At 65.3% G+C, this 24230-nt stretch carries 21 protein-coding genes; 10 read left to right on the plus strand and 11 right to left on the minus strand.

The window, feature by feature from the left end:
* Positions 1–415: 415 nt before the first annotated feature.
* The 9 genes from BZL41_RS12650 (at position 416) to BZL41_RS12690 (ending at position 8353) form a co-directional block, all read left to right on the plus strand.
* The gene (locus tag BZL41_RS12650; protein ID WP_095599629.1) at positions 416–1003 is read left to right on the plus strand and encodes a TIGR00730 family Rossman fold protein; all 588 of its coding nucleotides are present in this window, start codon (positions 416–418) and stop codon (positions 1001–1003) included.
* A 12-nt stretch (positions 1004–1015) separates the two neighbouring features.
* Positions 1016–1612, plus strand: a complete 597-nt coding sequence (locus BZL41_RS12655) for a gamma carbonic anhydrase family protein (protein ID WP_095599630.1) — start codon at positions 1016–1018, stop codon at positions 1610–1612.
* A 23-nt stretch (positions 1613–1635) separates the two neighbouring features.
* On the plus strand, positions 1636–2463 hold the full coding sequence (locus BZL41_RS12660; RefSeq protein WP_095599631.1) for an arylamine N-acetyltransferase: 828 nt from the start codon (positions 1636–1638) through the stop codon (positions 2461–2463).
* A gap of 133 nt (positions 2464–2596) precedes the next feature.
* Positions 2597–3622, plus strand: coding sequence for a DUF5924 family protein (locus tag BZL41_RS12665; RefSeq protein ID WP_095599632.1), 1026 nt, complete (start codon positions 2597–2599; stop codon positions 3620–3622).
* Between the two features lie 71 nt (positions 3623–3693).
* Positions 3694–5016: a sorbosone dehydrogenase family protein gene (locus BZL41_RS12670; RefSeq protein WP_095599633.1), complete on the plus strand. Its 1323-nt coding sequence runs from the start codon at positions 3694–3696 to the stop codon at positions 5014–5016.
* A 598-nt stretch (positions 5017–5614) separates the two neighbouring features.
* On the plus strand, positions 5615–5980 hold the full coding sequence (locus BZL41_RS12675; RefSeq protein ID WP_095599634.1) for a VOC family protein: 366 nt from the start codon (positions 5615–5617) through the stop codon (positions 5978–5980).
* A 41-nt stretch (positions 5981–6021) separates the two neighbouring features.
* Positions 6022–6723, plus strand: a complete 702-nt coding sequence (locus tag BZL41_RS12680) for a YafY family protein (protein ID WP_084332784.1) — start codon at positions 6022–6024, stop codon at positions 6721–6723.
* Between the two features lie 74 nt (positions 6724–6797).
* Complete coding sequence (locus tag BZL41_RS12685; RefSeq protein WP_095599635.1) at positions 6798–7493, plus strand: CTP synthase; 696 nt, start codon at positions 6798–6800, stop codon at positions 7491–7493.
* Between the two features lie 92 nt (positions 7494–7585).
* Positions 7586–8353 carry a tetratricopeptide repeat protein gene (locus BZL41_RS12690; protein WP_095599636.1) on the plus strand — a complete coding sequence of 256 codons (768 nt, stop codon included), beginning with the start codon at positions 7586–7588 and terminating at the stop codon, positions 8351–8353.
* A gap of 176 nt (positions 8354–8529) precedes the next feature.
* On the opposite strand, the gene BZL41_RS12695 is transcribed toward BZL41_RS12690, so the two are convergent.
* From BZL41_RS12695 to BZL41_RS12715, 5 genes are all read right to left on the minus strand, one after another.
* On the minus strand, positions 8530–9459 hold the full coding sequence (locus BZL41_RS12695) for a transglutaminase family protein (RefSeq protein WP_095599637.1): 930 nt from the start codon (positions 9457–9459) through the stop codon (positions 8530–8532).
* On the minus strand, positions 9456–11936 hold the full coding sequence (locus BZL41_RS12700) for a circularly permuted type 2 ATP-grasp protein (protein WP_095599638.1): 2481 nt from the start codon (positions 11934–11936) through the stop codon (positions 9456–9458). The genes BZL41_RS12695 and BZL41_RS12700 overlap by 4 nt, the downstream gene beginning before the upstream one ends.
* A gap of 229 nt (positions 11937–12165) precedes the next feature.
* Positions 12166–13284, minus strand: coding sequence for an SO2930 family diheme c-type cytochrome (locus tag BZL41_RS12705; RefSeq protein ID WP_095599639.1), 1119 nt, complete (start codon positions 13282–13284; stop codon positions 12166–12168).
* On the minus strand, positions 13281–14510 hold the full coding sequence (locus BZL41_RS12710; protein ID WP_095599640.1) for a parallel beta-helix domain-containing protein: 1230 nt from the start codon (positions 14508–14510) through the stop codon (positions 13281–13283). Before BZL41_RS12710 ends, BZL41_RS12705 begins: the two co-directional genes overlap by 4 nt.
* A 250-nt stretch (positions 14511–14760) precedes the next feature.
* Complete coding sequence (locus BZL41_RS12715; protein ID WP_095599641.1) at positions 14761–17019, minus strand: YgiQ family radical SAM protein; 2259 nt, start codon at positions 17017–17019, stop codon at positions 14761–14763.
* Between the two features lie 272 nt (positions 17020–17291).
* Here BZL41_RS12715 and BZL41_RS12720 point away from each other — a divergent pair, with 272 nt between their 5' ends.
* Positions 17292–19202, plus strand: a complete 1911-nt coding sequence (locus BZL41_RS12720; protein ID WP_095599642.1) for a diguanylate cyclase — start codon at positions 17292–17294, stop codon at positions 19200–19202.
* A 6-nt stretch (positions 19203–19208) separates the two neighbouring features.
* Here the strand turns inward: BZL41_RS12720 and alr are convergent, their stop codons facing one another.
* The 6 genes from alr to rpsF all read right to left on the minus strand — a co-directional run bounded on the left by alr (position 19209) and on the right by rpsF (position 23981).
* The gene (alr, locus tag BZL41_RS12725) at positions 19209–20288 is read right to left on the minus strand and encodes an alanine racemase (RefSeq protein WP_095599643.1); all 1080 of its coding nucleotides are present in this window, start codon (positions 20286–20288) and stop codon (positions 19209–19211) included.
* A 125-nt stretch (positions 20289–20413) separates the two neighbouring features.
* On the minus strand, positions 20414–21808 hold the full coding sequence (gene dnaB, locus BZL41_RS12730; RefSeq protein ID WP_084332793.1) for a replicative DNA helicase: 1395 nt from the start codon (positions 21806–21808) through the stop codon (positions 20414–20416).
* Between the two features lie 111 nt (positions 21809–21919).
* Complete coding sequence (gene rplI / locus BZL41_RS12735) at positions 21920–22366, minus strand: 50S ribosomal protein L9 (protein ID WP_095599644.1); 447 nt, start codon at positions 22364–22366, stop codon at positions 21920–21922.
* 21 nt (positions 22367–22387) lie between these two features.
* The gene (locus BZL41_RS12740) at positions 22388–23269 is read right to left on the minus strand and encodes a hypothetical protein (protein ID WP_095599645.1); all 882 of its coding nucleotides are present in this window, start codon (positions 23267–23269) and stop codon (positions 22388–22390) included.
* A gap of 36 nt (positions 23270–23305) precedes the next feature.
* The gene (gene rpsR / locus BZL41_RS12745) at positions 23306–23536 is read right to left on the minus strand and encodes a 30S ribosomal protein S18 (RefSeq protein ID WP_084332796.1); all 231 of its coding nucleotides are present in this window, start codon (positions 23534–23536) and stop codon (positions 23306–23308) included.
* A 28-nt stretch (positions 23537–23564) separates the two neighbouring features.
* Positions 23565–23981, minus strand: coding sequence for a 30S ribosomal protein S6 (gene rpsF / locus BZL41_RS12750; protein WP_084332797.1), 417 nt, complete (start codon positions 23979–23981; stop codon positions 23565–23567).
* Between the last annotated feature and the right edge of the window lie 249 nt (positions 23982–24230).

Below are 24230 nucleotides of genomic sequence, written 5' to 3' on the forward strand. Positions count from 1 at the left end.
CTGCGGAGCATCGCCATACCTCCCTCCCGTAGCCCGAATAAGCCTCGGCGCAATCCGGGAGGTGGTCTGGATTGAATGCCAAACGGCCCTGTTCGCCAGCAAGCTGGCTCCTACGGTTATGCGGTGATTGGGGGGAAATGTCCGGCCTGTCCGGGATGACGCCGGGCGAGTTGCTGCAAGTGACCTGAGCTATCGGCCCCATCGAGACAATCAACGGGCCCTCGTCCATCCCGTCCCCTAGCATGGCGGCGTCACTCAATTTTCCAGGAGTCCGCGCCATGCACCTCAACGCCCTGTTGCGCAGCCTGCTCGCCGCCTATGCCTCCGGCGCCAGCGGAAGCTGTCCCGAAGCCTGACGCTTGGTCCACATGGACTCAGCCGGTACTCTGTGGCCTTTGTCCCCGCGGAGTAGACGATGTCCTTGCGTTCCGTATGCGTTTTCTGCGGCGCCAGCCCCGGCGCCAACCCGGTTTACCGTGAGGCCGCCGAGAACCTCGGCCGGCATCTCGCCGAGCGTGGCCTGACGCTGGTCTACGGCGGCGGTGCCGTGGGCCTGATGGGTACGGTGGCGGATGCCGCCCTGGCCGCCGGCGGTGAGGTGATCGGGATCATCCCGCAGAGCCTGCAGGATACGGAGATCGGCCACCCCGGCCTGAGCCGTCTGGAAGTGGTGTCCGGCATGCATGCGCGCAAGGCCCGCATGGCCGAGCTGAGCGACGCCTTCATCGCCCTGCCCGGCGGGCTCGGCACGCTGGAGGAATTGTTCGAAGTCTGGACCTGGGGCCAGCTCGGCTACCACGCCAAGCCGCTCGGCCTGCTGGACGTGAATGCCTTCTACGACAAGCTTGCCGGTTTCCTCGACCACCTGGTGGCGGAGCGCTTCGTTCGTGACCATCACCGCGCCATGTTGCAGCGCAGCGAGGACCCGGCGGAGCTGATCGACCGGCTCGCCGCCTGGCAGCCGACGGTCGCACCCAAATGGGTAGACCGCCAACCCCGCTGAACGGAGGTGTCCATGTTGCTCGCCCATAACGGCCATTCGCCCCGCATCGATCCCAGCGCCTATGTCGCGCCCAATGCCGTGATCTGCGGCGATGTGAGCATCGGGCCGGGCTGCCGCATCCTGTTTGGCGCCCAGGTGATCGCCGAGGGTGGCTCGATCCGCCTCGGCCGCGACTGCATCGTCATGGAGAACGCCGTGCTGCGCAGCAGCGAGCGACACAGCCTGAGCATCGGCGACCATTGTCTGGTCGGCCCGAACACGCATCTGGTGGGTTGCACGTTGGAAGAGGAAGTCTTCGTCGCCACCGGCGCGGCGATTTTCCATTCGGCGCATGTCGGCAAGGGCAGCGAGGTGCGCATCAATGGCGTGGTGCACCTGAAGACGCGCCTCGAGCCCGGTGCCACCGTGCCCATCGGTTGGGTGGCGGTGGGCGATCCGGCGCAGATCCTGCCGCCCCATGAGCACGAGAAAATCTGGGCGATCCAGCAGCCGCTGGATTTCCCGCTCAGCGTCTATGGTTTCCAACGTGCCGACGCCGACATGCGGAAGATCACCCGCAGCCTGTCGGAGAAGCTGGCCAGCCACGCGCAGGACAGCGCCTGCGATTGACCGCCCACCCAGGAGCCGATGACATGGACCAAACGCCCGACCTCGCCGCTTATTTCAACCGCATCGGCTATCGCGGCGACCCGCAGCCGACGCTGGATACCCTGCGCCAGTTGCATGCCCTGCACACCGAAGCGATTCCATTCGAGAACCTGTCGCCTTTCCTCGGCGAACCCGTGGAGCTGGACCAGCCTGCCCTGGAGGACAAGCTCATCCATCGTGGCCGGGGCGGCTACTGCTATGAGCACAACCTGTTGTTCAGCCGGATGCTCCAGGCCCTGGGCTTCGAAGTGACGGGCCTCGCCGCGCGGGTACGCCTGAACCAGCCGGACCATGTGCAGACGCCACGCACCCACATGCTGCTGCGGGTCCGCCTGGATGAGGGCGACTACCTCGCCGACGTCGGTTTCGGCGGGCTGACCCAGACGGCGCCGCTGAAGCTCGTGCCCGACGTGGAGCAGGCGACGCCCCACGAACCCTTCCGTCTCCTCCACGCGGACGGTCTGTATACCCTGCAAGCCCTGGTCGCCGGGGATTGGCGCACCCTGTACCAGTTCGACCTGCAGGAGCAGCAGTTACCCGATTACCAGTTGGCCAGTTGGTACCTGTCGCACCACCCGCAATCCCACTTCGTCACCGGCCTGATGCTGGCACGCACGGAGCCGGGACTGCGCCATGCCCTGCACAACAGCCGCTATACCCTGCACCACCTGGGCGGTGCGTCGGAGAAACGCGAACTGGCCACGGTGGATGAATTGCTGGATGTGGTGCAGACGCAGTTCCGCATTCGCCTGCCGGAGATTCCCGGCAGCCGCGATAAACTGGAGCGCCTGCTGGCCACGGAACCCAGTTGACGGCCGCTCCGCTCGCACAGGACTGTGCGGCGAGGGTCCAAAGCGACACGAACCCTTGCGCCGGACCGGCGCCGCCCGATGTACCCGACCGGTCCGGCCCTCGCCGCCACCGGCGCCAGAAGAACAACAGCGCATGATCACCTGGAAAAACCGCCTGCTCCGCTTCATCTCCCTCGCGCAAACCCTGCTCCAGCGCTACCCCGGCACCGTGGCGCTGTTCGGCTTCGTGTCCGGTGTCGCCAGCTTTCTGCTGGTGGACCGCCAGACCAACCTGGCCAAGGTCATCGCCGTGGTCATGCTGGTGAGCTGGGTCTGGCTGATGCTGGAAAACAGCCTGCGGCAATGCTTCATCCGCTGGTTCGGCTGGGAGCTGCCGCCACCGCTGCTGCGCTATGCGACGCAGATGATTCACCAGGAAAGCCTGTTCTTCGTCCTGCCGTTTTTCTTCGTCACCACCGCCTGGAACAGCGGTCAGGCGCTATTCACCGGCCTGCTGGCCAGCGCGGCCCTGGTGTCGATCCTCGATCCGCTGTACTACCGCTGGCTGGCGGCGCGGCGCTGGGTTTACCTCGCTTATCACACCCTGACGCTGTTCGCGGTGATCCTCACCGCCCTGCCGATCCTGCTCCAACTGAGCACACCGCAAAGCTACCAGTTGGCCCTGGGCACCGCCGTGCTGCTGTCCTTTCCCAGCCTCGCCAGCACCCTGCAACTGCGCGGCTGGCAGCGCGCGCTGGCGGTGGTGGGGCTGTGCCTGGTGCTCGGTGCGGTCGGCTGGCTGGCGCGGCTCTGGGTACCGCCGGCCACGCTGTGGCTCACCGAAGTGGCGGTGACCCTGCAACTGGACGACGCAAACCGCGCGCCGGGCCAGAGCATCAGGCAGATCAGCGTGGCCCAGCTACGCAGCCAGGGGCTCTACGCCTACACCGCGATCAACGCGCCCCGCGGTCTGCACGAGCGCATCCAGCACGTCTGGATTCACAACGGCCAGGTCGTGGAGCGCATCGCGCTGGATATCCGGGGCGGGCGCGAAGCGGGCTACCGCGCCTGGACCCACAAGCAGAACTTCCCCGAACACCCCGCCGGCGACTGGCAGATTCGCGTGGTGACCGAAGTGGGCCAGCAGATCGGCACGCTACGCTTCGAGGTGACGGAGTGACGCGGACCGCCTGAACCCTGGCCAGGCACGGGGGTCGGACCAGAGGTGAGCCATCCGCCTGGAGAAAGGACATGTCTGGCAACCCGCTCCCTCTGGTTCTGACCGTCTTGCTGGCGAGCCTGACCGCCGCCTGCGGCGATACGGCGAAACTGCCCATCGAAGACAGCTACGGCCGCCAGCCGACGCTGCCGCCGCCGAACGAATCGCTGATCCCCACCGTACACATCGCGCCGGCCAAGGGGTGGCCCGAAGGCGCCAGGCCCACCGCCGCCCCCGGCCTGGCGGTGAATGCCTTCGCCAGCGGCCTCGATCATCCGCGCTGGCTGCATGTGCTGCCCAACGGCGACGTGCTGGTTGCCGAGACCAACGCCCCGCCCAAGCCCGAGGACAACAAGGGCATCCGTGGCTGGGTGATGAAGAAGGTGATGAAACGCGCCGGTGCCGGCGTCCCCAGCGCCAACCGCATCAGCCTGCTGCGCGATGCGGACGGCGACGGCGTGGCGGAAACCCGCAGCGTCTTCCTCGAAGGGCTGAACTCGCCGTTCGGCATGGCCCTGGTGGGCGACACGCTCTATGTCGCCAATACCGACGCGGTAATGCGCTTCCCCTACCGCGAAGGCGACATGCGCATCGACGCCAAGGGCGAGAAAGTCGCCGACCTGCCGGGCGGCCCTATCAACCACCACTGGACCAAGGACCTGATCGCCAGCCGGGACGGCTCGCGCCTGTATGCCACGGTCGGCTCCAACAGCAACGTCGCCGAGAACGGCATGGAAAACGAGGTCAATCGCGCGGCGGTGCTGGAGATCGACCCGCAGACCGGTGCTACGCGCCTGTTCGCCTCCGGCCTGCGCAACCCCAACGGTCTTTCCTGGCAACCGCAGAGCGGCGCGCTCTGGGTGGCGGTGAACGAGCGCGACGAAATCGGCAGCGACCTGGTGCCCGACTACATGACCTCGGTGAAAGACGGCGGCTTCTACGGCTGGCCCTACAGCTACTACGGCCAGCACGTGGACGAGCGGGTCCAGCCGCAGAAACCGGAGCTGGTGGCCAAGGCACTGGTCCCGGACTACGCCCTTGGCGCCCACACCGCCTCGCTCGGGCTGACTTTCTACCAGGGCGACCTGCTGCCGGAACGCTACCGCAACGGCGCCTTCGTCGGCCAGCACGGCTCCTGGAACCGCAAGCCCCGCAGCGGCTACAAGGTGATCTTCGTCCCCTTCGACATGAACGGCCAGCCCGCGGGCGATGCGCAGGACATCCTCACCGGCTTCGTCAACGACGACGGCGACGCCCTGGGGCGGCCCGTCGGCGTAGCGGTGGACAAGCCCGGCGCGCTGCTGGTGGCCGACGATGTCGGCAACACGGTCTGGCGGGTGACGCCGGCTCGGTGAATGGGGGTCTGCTGTTGTGGCTTTTGATGGATCTATCCAGCACGACCTTCCCCGGGTACGAGGCCAATCCCCTCTCCCCTGGGTCCCTCTTCCCTGATGGTGAGAGGGGAGATTCGTGCCACCCGATGTAGCGAAGTGATCCTGACGCTTTGTCATTGTCTGAGGGCTTGCGAAAAAGGTGGGGCCAACACCGGAGCCCCGTCAGGAGGCCGAGCGGAATCGTCGTGTAGGGGGACGAGCGGCATGGATGCCGCGAGAGGCGCGATTGGCCAGGGATGGCCCCTCGCGCTGGCCCCCGGAACGGCGATGGAGGGAGGGAAGTCGAACGTAGTGAGACCCGGATGCCGGGGCAAGCCCTCTTGGTTACCTTCTGGGGCGAATGCCAGAAGTAACTCGCCGGGGGGCGAAACAAGCAGTGTCTGCGAAACTCAGTAATCGGTTTGGCTCAGGACCTTCCAGCAATACCTAGTCGGGCGAATGAATTCGCCCTATGGGATACACAACACTGCTGACAGTAAGCTGTCAGCAGCCCCCCTTTAAGGTGCTTTCCGTAACGGCGCTCGCCGAGCGCCGCCCCACCGAGATCAAGGAGAGCATCATGCACGCCATTCACTGGTTCGATCTGTACGTCAACGACTTCCAACGCGCCCGCCGTTTCTATGAAACCGCCCTGGATGTTTCCCTGGAGGTGATCGACGGCATGGGCGGACGCATGGGCCTATTTCCCGCCGATCATGAGCACGGCGTCGGCGGCAGTATCGTAGAATCGCCGGACCATCGGGCCGGTGCCGGCGGTACGCGCGTCTACCTGAACGCCGAAGGCAAGCTGGACGCGGTTCTCGACCGGGTGCCCGGCGCCGGTGGCGAAGTCCTGCAACCCAGGACCTCCATCGCCCCGCACGGCTTCATCGCCGTGATCCAGGACAGCGAAGGCAATCAGGTCGGCCTGCACAGCATGAGCTGACCGCCAGGATTCCCGGCACAGACGCCGGATCAGGAGAGACGATGAGGCGCGCCGACCGACTGTTCCAGATCGTGCAGTTCCTGCGCAGCCGCCGGCTGACCACCGCGCAGTGGCTGGCCGAGCGGCTGGAAGTGTCGGTGCGCACCATTTACCGCGACATCCAGGACCTGTCCCTGTCCGGCGTGCCCATCGAGGGCGAGGCCGGCGTGGGTTATGTACTGCGCCACACCATGGACTTGCCGCCGCTGATGTTCGACCGCGACGAAATCGAAGCCATGGTGATCGGCGCGCGCATGGTCCAGGCTTGGGCCGACCCCGCCCTGCAGCGGGCGGCGCAGTCGGCGCTGGCGAAAATCCACGGCGTGCTGCCGGCCAGCCTGCGTGACGAACTCAACGGCAACCGCCTGTTCGCCCCCAGCGGACGCCCCTTCGCCAACCACTGGATCGGCACCTTCCGCCAGGCCATCCGCGAACGGCGCAAGCTCTGGCTGACCTACCGCAGCGAGAGCGAAGCCATCACCCAACGCTGCATCTGGCCGCTCGGCCTGTTCTTCTGGGGGCAGGTCTGGACCTTGTCCACCTGGTGCGAGCTACGCGGTGACTTCCGCAACTTCCGCATCGACCGGGTGATCGACCTCAACCCGCAGGACGAACACTACCCGCTGGAACCGGGCAAGCGCCTGGAGGACTTCCTCGCCCAGTACGTCGACCCGGCGACCTTCGCGCCGGCGTTCAAATCCTGAGAGCGCTGAGTTGAACCGCGCCACGGCGAAGCGCACAGTATGGCGCTTCGCAGCTCACCAGAAAGGACTTCGACATGCGCAGCCTCCGCTTCGGTCTGATTGGCGATCATGACTCCGATGTCACTGCCCACCGGGCGATTCCCCTGGCCTTCGACCTCGCCGCGGCTACGCTGGACTTCCCCATCGAAGCCGAATGGCTCCCCACCGAGCGCATCGACAGCACCGGATGCCTGGCCGGCTTCGATGGCCTCTGGTGCGTCCCCGCCAGCCCTTATCGCAACACCGACGGCGCCCTCCTCGCCATCCGCCATGCCCGCGAAACCGGCGTGCCCTTCCTCGGCACCTGCGGCGGCTTCCAGCATGCGCTGCTGGAGTACGCTCGCAGCGCGCTCGGCTGGAGCGATGCTGCCCATGCGGAGCTCGACCCGGAAGGCGCTCGACAGGTGATCCAGCCGCTGGCCTGCGCCCTGGTGGAAGCCCTCGGCCCGGTGCGTTTCGTCGCCGACAGCCTTCTGGCCCGCGCCTACGGCGCCCTGGAGGCGGAGGAAGGCTACCGCTGCCGCTTCGGCCTCAATCCGGCGTTCCGCGAGGCGCTGACCGATGGCCCGTTGCGCATCACAGCCACCGATGATCAGGGCGACGCCCGGGGCATCGAGCTGGAGGGTCATCCGTTCTTCGTCGCCACCCTGTTCCAGCCGGAGCGCGCCGCCCTGGCCGGCCGGCTGCCTCCGGTGGTGAGGGCGTTCGTCGAGGCGACAGCGAAACGATGAGGGTGACCGCTCTCACGCTCCGGATGTAAGCGGCTGGCGGGGTATCGAGCAGCGTGCTACATAGGCGGCATCTCCGCACGGATGCCATCCTTATGCCTCTACTCGCTCTGCTAGTCATTGCCTGCCAGGTCGCCTGCGGCCTGCACGTGGTCCGCACCGGACAGGAACGCTACTGGCTGTTCCTGATTATCAGCCTCCCCGGCCTCGGCTGCCTCATCTACTTCCTCGGCATCATGCTGCCGGACATCCTCGGCAGCCGCACCGGCCGCCATGCGGTGAACCGCCTGCACGACCACATCGACCCGGAGCGCCACCTGCGGGCACTGCGCGACGAGCTGAGTCTGCGCGACACCCACGAGAGCCGCGTGCAACTGGCCGACGAGCTGGCCCGGCTGGAGCGTTTCGCCGAAGCCGGCGAGCACTACCAGGCGGCGCTGCGCGGCATGCACGAACAGGACCCGTCGATTCTTCTGGGGCTGGCCCGTGCACAATTCGGCCAGGGCGACGCCCAGGGCTGCCGCCTCAGCCTGGAGCGGCTGATCCAGCACAACCCGCAATACCGTTCGGCGGATGGCCACTTGCTGTATGCCCGCACCCTCGACCAGCTCGGCGAAATCGCCAAGGCTGAAGAGGAATACGGGGCTCTGGCCAGCTACTACGCCGGGCCGGAAGCACGTTATCACTACGCCCAGATGCTCATCCGCCTGGGCCGCACCGGCGAAGCGCGCACCCTCCTGGAACAGATCGAAGCCTACGCCCGCCGCGCCCCGCGCCATTACCGCAATCTGCATCAACACTGGCTGACCCTGACCCGCCAGACACTGAAGGCGCTGGATACGCCGGAGCGAAAACAGGCGTGAGTCCGTCCCCGTTCGCGAGCAGAGCCCGCTTTTACAAGGCAAGGCGCTGCTCCACACAAAAGCCGTAGCCCGAATAAGCGTCAGCGCAATCCGGGACAGCGCATTTCCCTACACCGGCCCCACTTCGGAGCCAGCGCTGCTGGCGAAGCGTTTAACCTGCCCCTCGCCTGCCTCCGCTAACGCTCCGTTTCGTCGACAGGCAACACCGTCACCCGCACCTCCGGGTCATGGCTGCCGCCGCCGAGGATCACCCCACGCAGCGGTGACACGTCGGCGAAGTCGCGCCCCCAGGCCAGGGTGATGTGTTCCAGGTTCGGCAGCACGGCATTGGTCGGGTCGAAGTCCACCCAACCGAAACGCGGGCAATACACCGACACCCAGGCATGCGAGGCGTCGGCGCCAATCAGCCGGGGCTGGCCGGGTGGCGGCTGGGTCAGCAGGTAACCGCTGACGTAGCGGGCCGCCAGCCCACGGGAGCGCAGGCAGGCGAGCATCAGGTGGGCGAAGTCCTGGCAGACGCCGCGGCGCTTTTCCAGCACGTCCAGCAACGGCGTCGCTACCTGGGTGGCAGCCGGGTCGAAGGTGAAGTCGGTGAAAATCTTGCGCATCAATGCCTCCACCGCCTGCAACAACGGCCGGCCGGGCGTGAAGCAATCGTCGGCGAACAGCACGAAAGCATGCTTTATCCGCACGGCCGGCGATTCGAAGCGGAAGCGGCTGGCTTCCAGGCGCTCGGTATCCAGAGGCTGGCCGCTGTAGCCGAGGCTGTCGCGCGCGCTTTCCCAAGGTGGCGAAGCGGCGAGATCGATCGCCGGCCGGGCCAGCACTTCCACCTCCAGACGCGCGCCGACTTCGAGTTCGCCGTGGGGACGTTCGAAGGCCAGGCGGGTCAGCGGGTTGCCGAACACGTCCTGCTCGTCTCGCCGCCGGGTCGGCTCCGGGCTGATCGTCAATTGCCGGCTCAGGCAGCGCTGCCAGGGGCTTTTGCGCGGCCACAGGTGCGCCAGTTGCTGCGCCAGGGAGACCGGCGCGGCGTAGCGGTAGTGGGTATCGTGCATGACCCGGTAGCGGGCGCTGGCCCCGAGGCGTTTGTCGGAAGAGGTCATAGCGAAACCGTCTGCTGGCTGGCGTCGACATGGGCGAAATAGCGCAGGGTGAGGCGATCGGAAAGCTGCCCGGCCGCCTCAGCAATTTCCCGCAGCAGGTCGCTCAGCCCGTCGAGCACGGCGCGCATCCCGGCCTCACCGAACAGCGGGCTGTCGAGGGTGCCCAAGTCCACGGCGCGCAGGCGTTCGCCGAGCAGATCGAGGCCCACTTCCGGCGGGCCGCCGAAGTCGTCGCTGAGTTGCTGCAACGCGCGCTTCAGCTCGCTCAACTGGAACATCACGGCATGCGGGTTCTGCTCGTCGAGCAGCAGCAGGTCGAGCACCGGGATCAATTGGGGCACGGCCTGGTAGCGCGAGCGGTAGGTGATAGTGCTGTTGCCCAGCTCCAGTAACCATTCGAGGCCGGCCTGGTCCTGCGCCGCGCGGCCGAGCAGGAACCCGGCGATGACCTCGGCGAGGAACTGCAGGCGCTCGATGCGCCGGCCGATCATCAGGAAGCGCCAGCCGTCGTCGCGGGTCATGTCGTCCAGGGCGAAACCGGACAGCGCCGAGAGCGACATCAGCAAACGGTTGAGGAAATCCAGCAGTTCGCCGAGGTCGCCTTCGTCGCGCTCGACCAGAGGGGTTTCGCGCTGGATTTCCACCAGCGCGTGCCAGTTCTCCCGCGACAGCCGCCCACGTACCTGGGTTGCCGAGCCGTTCAGGCGCTGCAGGTTGGCCCGCAGGCTGAACGGCCAGTCCTCGCCGATCAAGGCCTGGAACAGCCGCGCTTCCAACTCGCCTTCCTCGGACAACAGGCCGAGCTGCGCGGCCAGATCGACCGCTGCCTCCAGCGCCAGCGGCTCGTCGTCGTCATCCACATAGCGCACCAGGATTACTCGTAGCAGGCGGCTGAGGTCATCGCAGCGCTCGGCGTAGCGCCCGAACCAGAACAGGTTTTCCACCACCCGCGACGGCAGGTAGGGATCGCGCCGCACGATGTCCTGTACGCCCAGCGGACGCGGGCGCAGCGGTTCGCCGAGCGCTTCGCGGCCGGCCAGCACCCAGGTGTCCTTGCTGCCGCCACCGCTCTGCATGGCCACCACGTCGGCACCCGCCTCGGCGGCGACGCGGGTCAGCCCGCCGGGCAGTACGCGGTAGCCGTCGGCGCTGGCCACCGCATAGACACGCATGCCAATGGCGCGCGATTGCAGGCGGTCGTTCTGCCAGACCGGCGCCTGGGACAGTTGCGCCACTTCCTGCGCCACATAGGCATAGGGCCGCGCCCGCAGGCGCGCCGCCAGCTTGGCCAGCCCAGTCTCGTCGAGACTGTTGGCGAACACCGGGGCGAAGCTCTGCGAGGGAAAAGCTGGCAGCACCAGCAGATCGGCGAGTTTGTCCAGCGCCTGCTCCAGCACCGGCGGCTCGCCGCACCACCAGGTGGCGATGGAGGGCAGCAGCAGCTCGTTGCCGAACAGGTGCTCCTGGATCTTCGGCAGGAAACCGAGCAGACCCGGCGATTCCAGTACCCCGGAGCCCAGCGCGTTGGCCACCAGCACCCTCCCCTGACGCACTGCTTCGAGCAGGCCGGGCACGCCAAGGGCCGAGTCGCTGCGCAACTCCAGCGGATCGCAGAAATCGTCGTCCAGCCGGCGCAGCAGTGCATGTACGCGGCGCAGGCCTCCGAGGGTCTTCAGGTAGAGGGTGGCATCGCGCACCGTCAGATCGTGGCCTTCCACCAGCGGGAAACCCAGGTGGCGAGCCAGGTAGAGGTGTTCGAAGTAGGTTTCGTTGAAGCGCCCCGGCGTCAGCAGGACGACCAACGGCGTTTCCCCTGCCTCGCAGGGCGCCTGGCTGACCAGGGTCTCGCGCAGGGTACGAAAGTAGCTCGCCAGGTGCTGCACGCGCAGTTCGCGAAATAGCTCGGGGAAGGTACGCGAGACGATCTGCCGGTTTTCCAAGGCATAGCCGGCACCAGAGGGGGCCTGGGTGCGGTCGGCGATGACCCACCAGCGGCCGTCCGGCGCGCGGCGCAGATCCGCCGCGTAGACATGCAGGAAGGTCCCGCCCGGTGGCTGGATACCCTGGCAGGGCCAGAGGAAATTGTTGTGGCCGAACACCAGTTCGGTCGGCAGCAGCCCCTCGCGCAGCAGCCGTTGCGGGCCATAGAGGTCGGCCAGGACGGTATCCAGCAGGCGTGCCCGCTGCGCCACGCCGGCGGCGATGCCGCGCCACTCTTCGGCGTCGATCAGGTTCGGCAGCAGGTCCAGTTCCCAAGGCCGGTCGGTGCCCTTGGGGTCGGCGTAGACGTTATAGGTGATGCCGTTTTCCTGAATCTGCCGCGCCACCAGCGCCTGGCGCTGACTCAGTTGCGCCGGGTTGCTGCGCATCAGGTGCTGGTGGAACCGGCGCCAATGGGGGCGGACCTGGCCGCTGGCGTCGAGCAGTTCATGGTAGGCCCGCGTGTCGTGCGGGAGGGCGGCGAGCAGATCGGGCATTGGTGGCTCGGAGGCAGTGTCTCGTGGGTGCGCAGGGCGCAAAGCGTCCGCCGGACTGAATCAGTCGCAGCCGGAAACGGCTCGAGACTATAGACCCTGGACGTCATCCAGGCAGCGCAAGAGTTATGCCATCGATCCAGCGGTGCCACGCCGTATCGGCACCGTGCGCGCGCCCCACAACGGAGCACAGCCCGTCACGGCGCACCGCCACCGCACGAAAACAGGGCGACTACGAGCAGCCGCCCTCCAGGCTGGCGATCCAGCGCCGCACCAGCTCAACGCCTTCCGCGTGGGCGGTGGAGCGGCCCAGTTCCGGCATCATCGCGCTGGGGTCGAGGCTTTCCAGGCGGTAGATGAGGATCGAGTCATCCGGGGCGCCGGGCTGGATATCGACCAGGCGATTGCCGGAACCCTTGCCGGCCGCCACCGGCTGTTTGCAACGGCCGTAGCGGATGCCGAAGGGAGTCGCCGGGTCGAGCAGCAGCCCGGACGTCCGCGCCGGCCCCTGTGGGTTGTGACAGTGAGAACAGTTGGCGTCCAGGTAGCTGCGGGCCTGCTGCTCCAGGCTTTCCCCGGCGCGCGGCTGGCCGAACAGGGCATTCTGCGGAACGCCGGCCAGGCCAGCCGGAAGTCCCTTGAGCAGGCCGCGCTGCTGCCACTGTACGAGCTGGTTGTGTACGCCGTCAGCGTAAGCGAAGTCCTTGTTCAGGTGCCGCGCCTTCGGCCCCAGCGGCTGGGTTCCCGAGCCGTGGCGTTCTTCGTGGCAACCGGCGCACTGGTTGGCATCGGGCACCTGGTAGTCCACCGCCAGCGCCTGGCCCGTATCACTCACCAGCGTTATCGCCTCGCTGGCGCCGGCCCACTCCAGGTGGGCATCGCGCTGATCCGCATCCCAGACATAAGGCAGCGCCACCCAGCCATCCCGCTGATGCAGCAGGATGCGCGTCTCCACCAGGCGCACCCGTTTCAGGTCGAGGCCATGTTGCGGGTCGTATACCGACAGGTTGGTGCGCAGCAGGTCGCCCTGTTCGTCCTTCGGGTAGTAGAAGGTCTTGGTCAACACCGTGCCGACCGGGTAATCGAAACGCGCCTCGGCATAGACAGCCGCCTCCCCCTTTGGCATCCAGACGGTGCGCATCTTGTGCGCGTAATCGCTGAACAGCGGCGTGTTGAGGTCGTACGGCAACACCTCGGCATTCGGCTGCAGATGGCCGTCCACCCTGTGCAGCATGCCCCAGGCGGACAGGGCTTCCGGGTAATCCTCGCCCTGCGGCAGGTACAGAGGCGCCGGCGCTTCGCCACAGGCAGCGAGCAACAGGCCGGCGAGCAGCGGCAGCAGGCCCCTCATGCCCCGGGCTCTCCCAGGGCCAGATGCACCGCCGGCAGCTTGGCCAATTGGCAGCGATGCGGGGTGATGTCGGTGCTGATGTTCTTGAAGTCGTTCGGCGCGTCGACGTTGATCAGCCCGGCCTCCCCATTGTCGACGCAAATGGCCAGCTCCGGCGGCAGGCGGCCGTCGACCTGTTTCTTCGGATCGAAGTAGCCATCCCAAAGGATGTCCGGCAAACGACCGTTGAGGCCGAACTGGGTGATCTTCAGCGCCTTCAGATCGAGGTGATCGGGGCTGTCGCCGCCCGGCCCGAAACGGTTGCCGTGGATGTAGATGCCCTCGGGATAGGGATCGAAATCCTCGGTGGTGGAAAGCTCGGTGTAGCCGGTGCTGAAGTAGCTGCTGATGATCACGTTGGCGGTCTTGTGCTCGCCGATGTCGTTGTCGAAGATTTCCACCTGGTCGTTGGAGTTGATCACCACCCCCGATCCCGCCGGCACGCTGGCCACCGGCGTGCCCTTGTGGCCGAAGTTCTTGTGGTTGTTGCCCTCGACCCGGTTGCGGTAGACCCGCGTGGCATAGCCCGGCTGCGGCAGGTTGGGCATGTTGAACACCAGGATGCCACCGGTGTTGCCGGTGGCGACGTTGTCGTAGACGTCGGCGCCGATGGTGTTCTCGATCTCGATGCCGGCGACGTTGCGCTCGGCGCGGCTGTTGCGCACCACCACGTTGCGCGACTGGCCGACATAGATGCCGGCATCCGACGCACCGATGGCGACGCTGCCGTCGATCAGGGTGTTCTCGGTCTGCACCGGATAAATGCCGTAGGCGCCATTCTCAGTGGCCGGGCCATTGGTCCATTCGGTACGCACTCGGCGGATGACAATATTCTTGCCCCCCACCACCTTGAGCGCATCGCCCTTGGTGTCCTCCAGGGCCAGGTCTTCGATGGTGAAGTCCGAAGCATCCACCAGCAGCCCTTCGGCCCCGGACTTCTGCCCCTTGAAGTTGAGGATGGTCTTGTCCATGCCTGCGCCGCGCAGTGTCACGCCGCTGACCTTGAGACTCAGGCTACGGTCGAGCTGGTAGGTACCGGCAGGAATCTCGATGACGCTACCCGGCTTGGCCTTGATCAGGCGGGCCTGCAGGTCTTTCTGGAAATCCAGGTGGGTCCCCGGCGCCTGTTCGCCGCAGGCAACGAGCAGCACGGACAGGGCGACCACAGGCAAGGCGGCGCTACGCATGGCACGACTCCGGTTATGGTTATTTTGATTGGTACTATAGTACCAATTTCAAGACAGACCAAGCGCGCTGACGAAAGCTGTGGTGTATTCGTCGCCTTCGCAGGAGCCAGTCCTGCTGGCGAAGACTTTGCGCCCCCATTCGCGAGCAGAGCTCGCTCCTACAAGGCAAGGCGGCGCGTAGGGGCAATTCATTCGCCCAATTCCCCCCGTCGGACGAATGAACTCGCCCCGACGGCCCGCATGGGAGCAATCAGCGCGGAGCGTGGGGGCGTTTGCCGGGCTTCTTCTTGCCCTTGGCGAAGGCGGCAGCCTTACCCTGCTCGTTCTTGGTCCAGGGCTTGGAACCGTCGCTGGCGCGGGGTGGCAGACCGGTGTGCTGGGTCAACAGGGGCGTGCCGCCCTTTTTGCTGCCCGCCGGGGTGGAGTTCTTCCGCCGTGCGCTCTGGTAACCCCCATCCACCGCCGGCTGGAATGCCGGGATGAGTTGGTGCTTGCCGTTGCCGATCAGGTCGGCGCGGCCCATATCCTTCAACGCCTCGCGCAGCATCGGCCAGTTGTTCGGATCGTGGTAGCGCAGGAAGGCCTTGTGCAGGCGGCGCTGGCGGTCACTCTTGACGATGTTCACCCCATCGCTTTTATAGGTCACCTTGCGCAGCGGGTTCTTGCCCGAGTGGTACATGGCGGTCGCGGTGGCCATGGGCGACGGGTAGAAGGCCTGTACCTGGTCGGCGCGGAAACCGTTGCGCTTGAGCCAGAGGGCAAGGTTCATCATGTCCTCGTCGGTAGTGCCCGGGTGCGCGGCGATGAAGTACGGGATCAGATACTGCTCCTTGCCCGCCTCCTTCGAGAATTTCTCGAACATTTGCTTGAAGCGGTCATAGGTGCCGATGCCCGGCTTCATCATTTTGGTCAGAGGCCCTTCCTCGGTATGCTCCGGGGCGATCTTCAGGTAGCCGCCGACGTGATGGGTCACCAGTTCCCTGACGTATTCCGGCGATTCCACCGCGAGGTCGTAGCGCAGGCCGGAAGCGATGAGGATCTTCTTCACCCCGGGCAGGGCGCGAGCCGAGCGATAGAGCTGGATCAGCGCCGAGTGGTCGGTGTCGAGGTTGTCGCAGATGCCCGGGTAGACGCAGGACGGCTTGCGGCAGGCCGACTCGATCTCGCGGCTCTTGCAGGCGATGCGGTACATGTTGGCGGTCGGGCCGCCCAGGTCGGAAATCACCCCGGTGAAGCCCGGCACCTTGTCGCGGATTTCCTCGATCTCCCGAATGATCGAGTCCTCCGAACGGCTCTGGATGATGCGCCCCTCGTGCTCGGTGATGGAGCAGAAGGTACAGCCGCCGAAGCAGCCGCGCATGATGTTCACCGAGAAGCGGATCATCTCGTAGGCCGGAATCTTCGCCTTGCCGTAGGCCGGGTGCGGCACGCGGGCATAGGGCAGGCCGAACACGTAGTCCATCTCTTCGGTGGTCATCGGGATCGGCGGCGGGTTCAGCCAGATGTCCATGTCGCCGTGCTTCTGCACCAGCGCACGGGCGTTGCCCGGATTGGTCTCCAAATGCAGCACGCGGTTGGCATGGGCGTAGAGCACTGCATCGTTGCGCACTTTCTCGAAGGACGGCAGGCGGATCACCGTCTTGTCGCGCTCGAGCTTCGGATGCGGCAGCAGTTGCACCACCTTGGCCTCGTTCGGGTCGTCCGCCGGCCCCGTGCCCTTTTCCTGCTCGATGGCGCAGGCGGCAGTGTCCTGGGTGTTGACGTAGGGGTTGATGATCTTGTCGATCTTGCCCGGCCGATCGATGCGCGTGGAGTCGATCTCGAACCAGCCCTCGGGGGTATCGCGGCGGATGAAGGCGGTGCCGCGGATATCGGTGATGGTGCCGATGGACTCGCCACGGGACAGCCGCTGGGCGATTTCCACCACGGCGCGCTCGGCGTTGCCATAGAGGAGGATGTCGGCAGTGGCGTCCATCAGGATGGAGCGGCGCACCTTGTCCTGCCAGTAGTCGTAGTGGGCGATGCGGCGCAGCGAGGCCTCGATGCCGCCGAGCACCACCGGCACATGGCTGTAGGCTTCCTTGCAGCGCTGGCTGTAGACCAGGCTGGCACGGTCCGGGCGCTTGCCGGCTTCGCCGCCGGGGGTGTAGGCATCGTCCGAACGGATTTTCTTGTCCGCGGTGTAGCGGTTGATCATCGAGTCCATGTTGCCCGCCGCCACGCCGAAGAACAGGTTCGGCTCACCGAGCGTCATGAAGTCGTCTTTCGAGCGCCAGTCCGGCTGGGCGATGATGCCGACGCGGAAGCCCTGAGCCTCCAGCAGGCGGCCGATGATGGCCATGCCGAACGAGGGGTGATCGACGTAGGCATCGCCGGTCACGATGATGATGTCGCAGGAATCCCAGCCCAACTGGTCCATTTCTTCCCGGCTCATCGGCAGGAAAGGTGCAGGCCCGAAGCATTCGGCCCAGTATTTCGGATAGTCGAACAGCGGCTTGGCGGCTTGCATGGCGTGACCAGGGAGACTCGAAAAAACGCGGGCGCGGAATATAGCACAAAAATTGAACAAGTCCGACCCGGCCACTCAGGTTTACCGCCGTTCCGCTCGCCTCCTGGAGCCCCGTTACCGGGAGCGAGCCTCGCAAAAACCGACATCCTCGCTCGGATTTCCATCCGTCGCCTGCCTCCACCGGGACGGGATACTTTGCGGCTCATGTAATAGCCAAAGGCTATACTCGCCCCAAAAACGGCGCCTGACCTGTCAGGCACAAGGAGCCTGGGGTGCGGCGCACGATCACCTTGTTCTTCTGTTGGCTAGGCTTGCTGGCCACCTTCGGTACGGCGCATGCCGCTCCCATTGAATTGACCCGCGACAGCAGCGGCACGGGGCTGAACGACCGTATCGAGCTGCTCGAGGACGTCGATGGCTCCCTGACCATCGATGACATGGCCGCCCCCACTGTACAGGCGCGCTTCCGCCCCGCCGACGGCCGTGCCAGCGTCGGGCAGAGCCGCAACCCGTGGTGGGTGAAGGTGCAATTGCAGCGCGCCGACGACGCACCGCGGGAATGGTGGCTGGAAGTCGGGGCCGTCACTCTGCTGGACCTCCAGGTGTTCTTTCCCGATGAGCAAGGCGGCTGGCGGATGCGCCAGTCCGGCGAACGCGTCGGCTTCGCCGAAGGGCGCGACCATCCCTATCGACGTGCCGTTTTCCGCCTTCCAGCACTGACTGAAGAAGCGTCGACCTTCTACCTGCGTACCTACGACCCGGCCGGCAATTCCTTCCCGCTACGGGTCTGGCAACTGGCCGACCTCGATCTGACGGCCACCCGCGAGAACCTGGCGATCGGTCTGGTCTACGGCGTGATCTTCGCCTTGCTGCTGTACAACCTGTTCATCCTCTTCAGCCTGCGGGACAGCGCCTATCTCTGGTACGTGCTGGCGACCGCCGGGGCACTGCTCTTCATCCTCAGCATGACCGGCCACGGCTTCCAGTATCTCTGGCCGGGCTCGGCGGTGCCTTTCTGGCTGGACCGCATCACCCTGCCGTCGGTGTGGGGCTTCTGTGCCTGCCGCTTTACCCAGAGTCTCCTGCAGACCCGTGTTCACGTCCGCTGGGCCCACCGTCTGCTGAGCCTGGCCTGCGTTGTCTATGTCATCGCCATTGCGCTGGATGCTTTCGGCCTGCGCGGCCCGACTGCATGGCTCATTGCCTTGCTGTCGCTTTCCAGCATCCCTGCTGCGCTGGGCGCCGCCCTGATTCGTTGGCGACAGGGATTCTTTCCGGCGCTGCTGTATCTCTGCGGCTACGGCCTGGTTCTGGGCAGCATCGGCATCCTGCTGCTACGCGCGACCGGCTTGCTGCAACCTTCACCGTTGAACGCGTTCGTCTTTCCGATTTCGGTGGCCGCCGAATCCATCCTGTTCTCCTTCGCCCTGGCCTATCGCATCCAGATTCTCAAACAGGAGAAGGCTGCCGCGCTTGAACAGGCCGATCGCGAGAAAACCGCCCGCCTCGCCCAGATGCAGGCCAGCGCGGACGAGCTGCAGGCCGCGGTGGACCGGCGCACCGCCGAACTGGCGGCGGCCAACCAGCGTCTGTCGGAGCGCGAGGCGGACCTGCGGCACGCCGCCTTCCACGACCCGCTGACCGAGCTGCCGAATCGCCGCTACTTGATCGAAAGGGTCGAAGGTAGCTTGGCCGAAGCCAGGCGACGGCAGGAATCCGTGGCGCTGATGCTGATCGATCTCGATCATTTCAAGCCGATCAATGATCGGCACGGCCATGATGCAGGCGACCTGATGCTGCGTAGCATCGCCCAGCGGCTACGCCAGCAGGTTCGCAGTCACGACATGGTGGCGCGCCTGGGTGGCGACGAATTCGCCGTGCTGGTCGGAGGGCCGAACGCTGAGAATCACGCCTGTGAAGTGGCCGAGCGCCTGCTCGCCGAACTGTCGCGGCCGGTGTGCTATGGCGCCGAACGGCTGGCGGTGACCGTCAGCATCGGCGTGGCGCTGTTCCCGCAGCATGGCGGGCATTTTGCCGCGCTCTACAAGGCCGCCGACGAAGCGCTCTACCGGGTGAAGACGCAGGGGCGCTCGGGTTTCCACTTATGCGGTGCGGATGACGGCCTGAGCAACAGCGCCTGCCTGCAATTGGACGTGCTGAAAGTGCCGAGCGGCCTGCCGTGAACGCACTTATGCGGCGCTGTAACGCCTAGGTACCCGCGCGGTGACCTTGGCCAGCAACTCGTAGCCGATGGTCCCGCAGGCGCGGGCGATCTCGTCCACCGGCAGTTGCGCGCCCCACAGCTCGACAGGGTCGCCGACCACGGCGTCCGGTACGTCGGACAGGTCTACCGCCAGCATATCCATGGAGACCCGCCCGACCAGCGGCACGCGCGCTCCCCGGACGACGACCGGAGTACCGGACGGCGCATGGCGGGGATAGCCATCGGCATAGCCACAACTGACCGTGCCGATGCGCGCCGGCCGTTGCGATACCCAGGTAGCGCCGTAACCCACGCTGTCACCCGGCACGACATTGCGCACGGCGATCACCTGCGCGGCCAGGGTCATCGCCGGTTTCAGCCCCAGTTCGGCAGCGGACAGCTCGGCGAACGGCGAAGCGCCGTAGAGCATGATCCCCGGTCGCAGCCAGTCCATATGCGCGGCCGGAATCGTCAGCACGGCGGCGGAATTCGCCAGGCTGCGATGGGTGAAATCCAGATCCAGTTGGTCGAGGAAGCATTCCAGTTGCTGTTCGGTGAGCGGATGGCCGCGCTCGTCGGCACAAGCGAAATGGCTCAGTAGGTTCAGCTCGGTGATCTGCTGCGCTCCCTGCAAACGCCCATGCCATTCGCGCAGCGCCTCTGGAGAGAAACCCAAGCGGTGCATGCCGCTGTCGAGTTTGAGCCAGATATTCAGCGGCCGGGACACGCTGGTGGCCAACAAGGCAGTCGCCTGTTCGACGCCCTGCACGGCGACATCCAGGCCCAGCCGGGCCGCCATCTGGTATTCCGCCGGCTCGAAACAGCCCTCCAACAACAGGATGCGCGCCTCACCGTGCATGCCGCGCACCTCGGCGGCCTCCTCCAGGCAGGCCACGGCAAAGCCATCGGCCTCATCGTGCAAAGCCGTGACCACCTCAAGAATGCCATGCCCGTAGGCATTCGCCTTGACCACTGCAAACACCTGCCGCCCCGGCGCACAGCGCCTGGCAACGGCATGGTTGTGGCGGATGGCAGCGAGATCGACGTGGGCGACGAGGGGGCGCATAGCGGAACTCCGGCGAAAGGAGCACGAATTCTAATGCAAGCTGCTCAGTGTGAGGGTCCAAGCTGGCGCTTCGTCAAGCACCCTACCGCTTTCTTGCCGCTTGAAGCTTGCCGCTACTCCCCGTCTTATTCGTCGTCGAACTGGTACGAGCCGGGTGCCAGGTTCTCGAAGCGCGAATATTTGCCCAGGAAGGCCAGGCGCACCGTACCGATGGGACCGTTACGCTGCTTGCCGATGATGATTTCGGCGACCCCCTTGTACTCGGTCTCCGGGTGGTACACCTCGTCCCGGTAGACGAACATGATGATGTCGGCGTCCTGCTCGATCGCACCGGATTCACGCAAGTCGGAGTTCACCGGGCGCTTGTTCGGCCGCTGCTCCAGCGAGCGGTTCAGCTGCGACAAGGCGATCACCGGACAGTTGAACTCCTTGGCCAACGCCTTCAGCGAGCGGGAGATTTCGGAAATCTCATTGACCCGGCTATCGCCGCTGGAACCGGGAATCTGCATCAGTTGCAGGTAGTCGACCATGATCAGGCCGATCTCACCGTGCTCGCGGGCCAGTCGGCGCGTGCGTGCGCGCATTTCCGAGGGCGAAATGCCGGCGGTATCGTCGATGAACAGCTTGCGGTCATTGAGCAGGTTGACCGCCGAGGTCAGGCGCGGCCAATCGTCGTCGTCGAGGCGACCGGCACGTACTTTGGTCTGGTCGATACGCCCGAGCGAGGCGAGCATACGGATCACGATGGATTCGGAAGGCATTTCCAGGGAATACACCAGGATCGCCTTGTCGCTGCGCATCAGCGCGTTCTCCACCAAGTTCATGGCGAAGGTGGTCTTACCCATCGACGGACGGCCCGCGACGATTACCAGGTCGGCCGGCTGCAGGCCACTGGTCTGGTTGTCCAGGTCGGTGAAGCCGGTGGATAAGCCGGTGATCGCGTCGCCGGCATTGAACAGCGTATCGATGCGGTCGATGGCCTTGACCAGGATGTCATTGATCCCGACCGGACCACCGGTCTTCGGCCGTGCCTCGGCGATCTGGAAGATCAGTCGCTCGGCCTCGTCGAGGATTTCTTCGCCGGTACGCCCTTGAGGCGCGTAGGCGGCATCGGCGATTTCATTGCTGATGCCGATCAACTGACGTAGCGTGGCCCGCTCGCGGATGATCTGCGCATAGGCCTTGATATTGGCCACGGACGGCGTGTTCTTGGCCAGTTCGCCGAGATAGGCGAGCCCGCCAACCTGGCTGAGCTGCCCTTCCTTGTCCAGTTGCTCGGAGAGGGTCACCACGTCGAACGGCATGTTGCGTTCGGCCAGCTTGAAGATGGCACGGAAGATCAGGCGGTGGTCATGGCGGTAGAAATCGCCATCCGAGACCTGATCGAGTACCCGCTCCCAAGCGTTGTTGTCCAGCATCAGGCCGCCCAGCACGGCCTGCTCGGCCTCGATGGAATGCGGCGGCACCTTGAGGGCAGCGGTTTCCAGATCGTATTGCTCAGGTGTGGTGATGTCGTTCATGACGCTCGATTTCGGGGCTTCAGAAAAACAACGGGCACGTTCCGCCGAGACGGAAACGTGCCCGAATTGTTAGCAGGCCGGCACCGGAGTGCAAGCCCGCTGGGCGGCCGATCAGCCAGCGACCACGATCAGCTTGACGGTCGCTTCGACGTCGGTGTGCAGGTGCACGGCCACGTCGTATTCGCCTACCTGACGGATGGTACCGTTGGGCAGACGGACTTCGCTCTTGGCCACTTCCACGCCGGAGGCGGTCAGAGCGTCGGCGATGTCGGCAGTGCCGATGGAGCCGAACAGTTTGCCTTCATCGCCAGCGGTAGCGGTGATGGTGACTTCCAGTTCGGACAGTTGGGCAGCGCGAGCTTCGGCGGAAGCTTTCTTCTCGGCAGCCAGTTTCTCCAGCTCGGCGCGACGGGCTTCGAACGCAGCGACGTTCTCGGCGGTAGCGGCAGTGGCCTTGCCTTGCGGCAGGAGGAAGTTACGGGCGTAACCGCCTTTTACATTCACCTTGTCGCCCAGGTTGCCCAGGTTGGCGATTTTTTCCAGCAGGATGACTTCCATTTGAGTCTTACCTCTTAACTTTTAACCTTCACCGTTCGCAGGTCCGGCGCCGTTCTTGCGCGCCAGGCGACCGCGAAAATCAATCAGACTGTCGACAACGGCCAAAACCACCAGCAACGGATAGATCAGCTGCATGAACAGCAGCAGCGTCACGTACAGCCCTATCAGCCAGAACCTGGCGAGCCCCAGCCCATGCAGCAGGGCCAGCCCGGCAAATGCCAGCGGCACGCTGCAGATCGGCGTCAGCATGGCCAGTTGAGGCCCCAGATTGGGACCGACCAGCATGCCCGCCAGCAGCAGGATCGCCAGTGCCGGCGGCAATCTCAGCGCGCGAAACTCGCGACCGAAACCACCCGGGTTGTACAACGCCGCCTGCCAGTAACGCCCCAACATCAAGCTGAGCAGACTGAGGATCTGCAACAGTGCCGCCAACAGACCGGTGAGTACCGGGGCCAGCAAGGCCTCCAGGCGTGCCCGCTCGTCTACCGACAACTGCTGGTAGACCCCTTCGAGCGCCTGCGGCATGAGCTTCTGCAGCTCCGCCGCCATCGCCGCGATGGGTTCGCCGAACACGGCCCCGAGCGCCAGGCCGTAGACCAGGCCCACGACGACGCTGCCAAGCAACACACGCACCCAGGACATGCTGGCACGCAGGATCAGTGCCAGCCCCAGCGATCCCAGCAACACCAACAGGGTGCGCGGTTCGCCGAAGTACCACCAGGCCAGAGCCGGCAGTACCGCCCAGACGAGAATGCCCAAGGCATCGTTCAGGCCCCGCCGCAGCAGCACCAGGCTGCCCGCGGCGGCACTCAACCAGAACAGCAGCGGCAAGGCTGCCGAACCGACCACCACCAGGGTGGCCTGCATGCGGCCGCGCATGATGAACTCAGCCAGGGCACGCATGCGATCTATCCCTTACTTCTTGTCGACCGTCCGGTCTCAACGGCCGTGGCTGTCGGTGTAGGGCAGCAGGGCCAGGAAGCGGGCGCGCTTGATAGCGGTAGCCAGCTGACGCTGATACTTGGCCTTGGTACCGGTGATACGGCTAGGAACGATCTTGCCGGTTTCGGAGATGTAGGCCTTCAGGGTGTTCAGATCTTTGTAATCGATCTCTTTCACGCCTTCAGCGGTGAAACGGCAGAACTTACGACGACGGAAAAAACGTGCCATGACAGTGGCTCCTCAATAGATCCGGGAATTACTCGTCAGCGTTGTCGCTGCTGTCACTGTCGTCGCCTTCGGCGCCGTCAGTAGCTTCAACGCGATCACGACGCTCACGGCGCTCGCTGCGGTTTTCCTCGGCCTTGAGCATCTCGGACTGGCCGGTGACGGCTTCGTCGCGACGGATGACCAGGTTACGGATAACGGCGTCGTTGTAGCGGAAGTTGTCTTCCAGCTCGGACAGGGCTTTGCCGCTGCACTCGACGTTCATCATCACGTAGTGAGCCTTGTGCACGTTGTTGATGGCATAAGCCAGCTGACGACGGCCCCAGTCTTCCAGGCGGTGAATCTTGCCGCCGTCTTCTTCGATCAGCTTGGTGTAACGCTCGACCATGCCGCCGACTTGCTCGCTCTGGTCCGGGTGAACCAGGAAGATGATTTCGTAATGACGCATAAATGCTCCTTACGGGTTGCAGCCTGCCGACAAAGCGGTCAGGCAAGGAGTGAGTTCTCGTTTTGTCTTGCCGGATGACAGGCGCGTGAGCACCGCCCGCCGGGCAAGGGGCGCAATTCTAGAGAAGGGGCGACGGGGAAGCAAGGCGAACTGGTGAAAAATTAAGCAGCTCCAAGCTCCAAGCTCCAAGCTCCAAGCTCCAAGCTCCAAGCTCCAAGCTCCAAGCTCCAAGCTCCAAGCTCCAAGCTC

It is taken from the genome of Pseudomonas sp. PIC25, assembly GCF_002286785.1.
Classification (GTDB): Bacteria; Pseudomonadota; Gammaproteobacteria; order Pseudomonadales; family Pseudomonadaceae; genus Pseudomonas_M.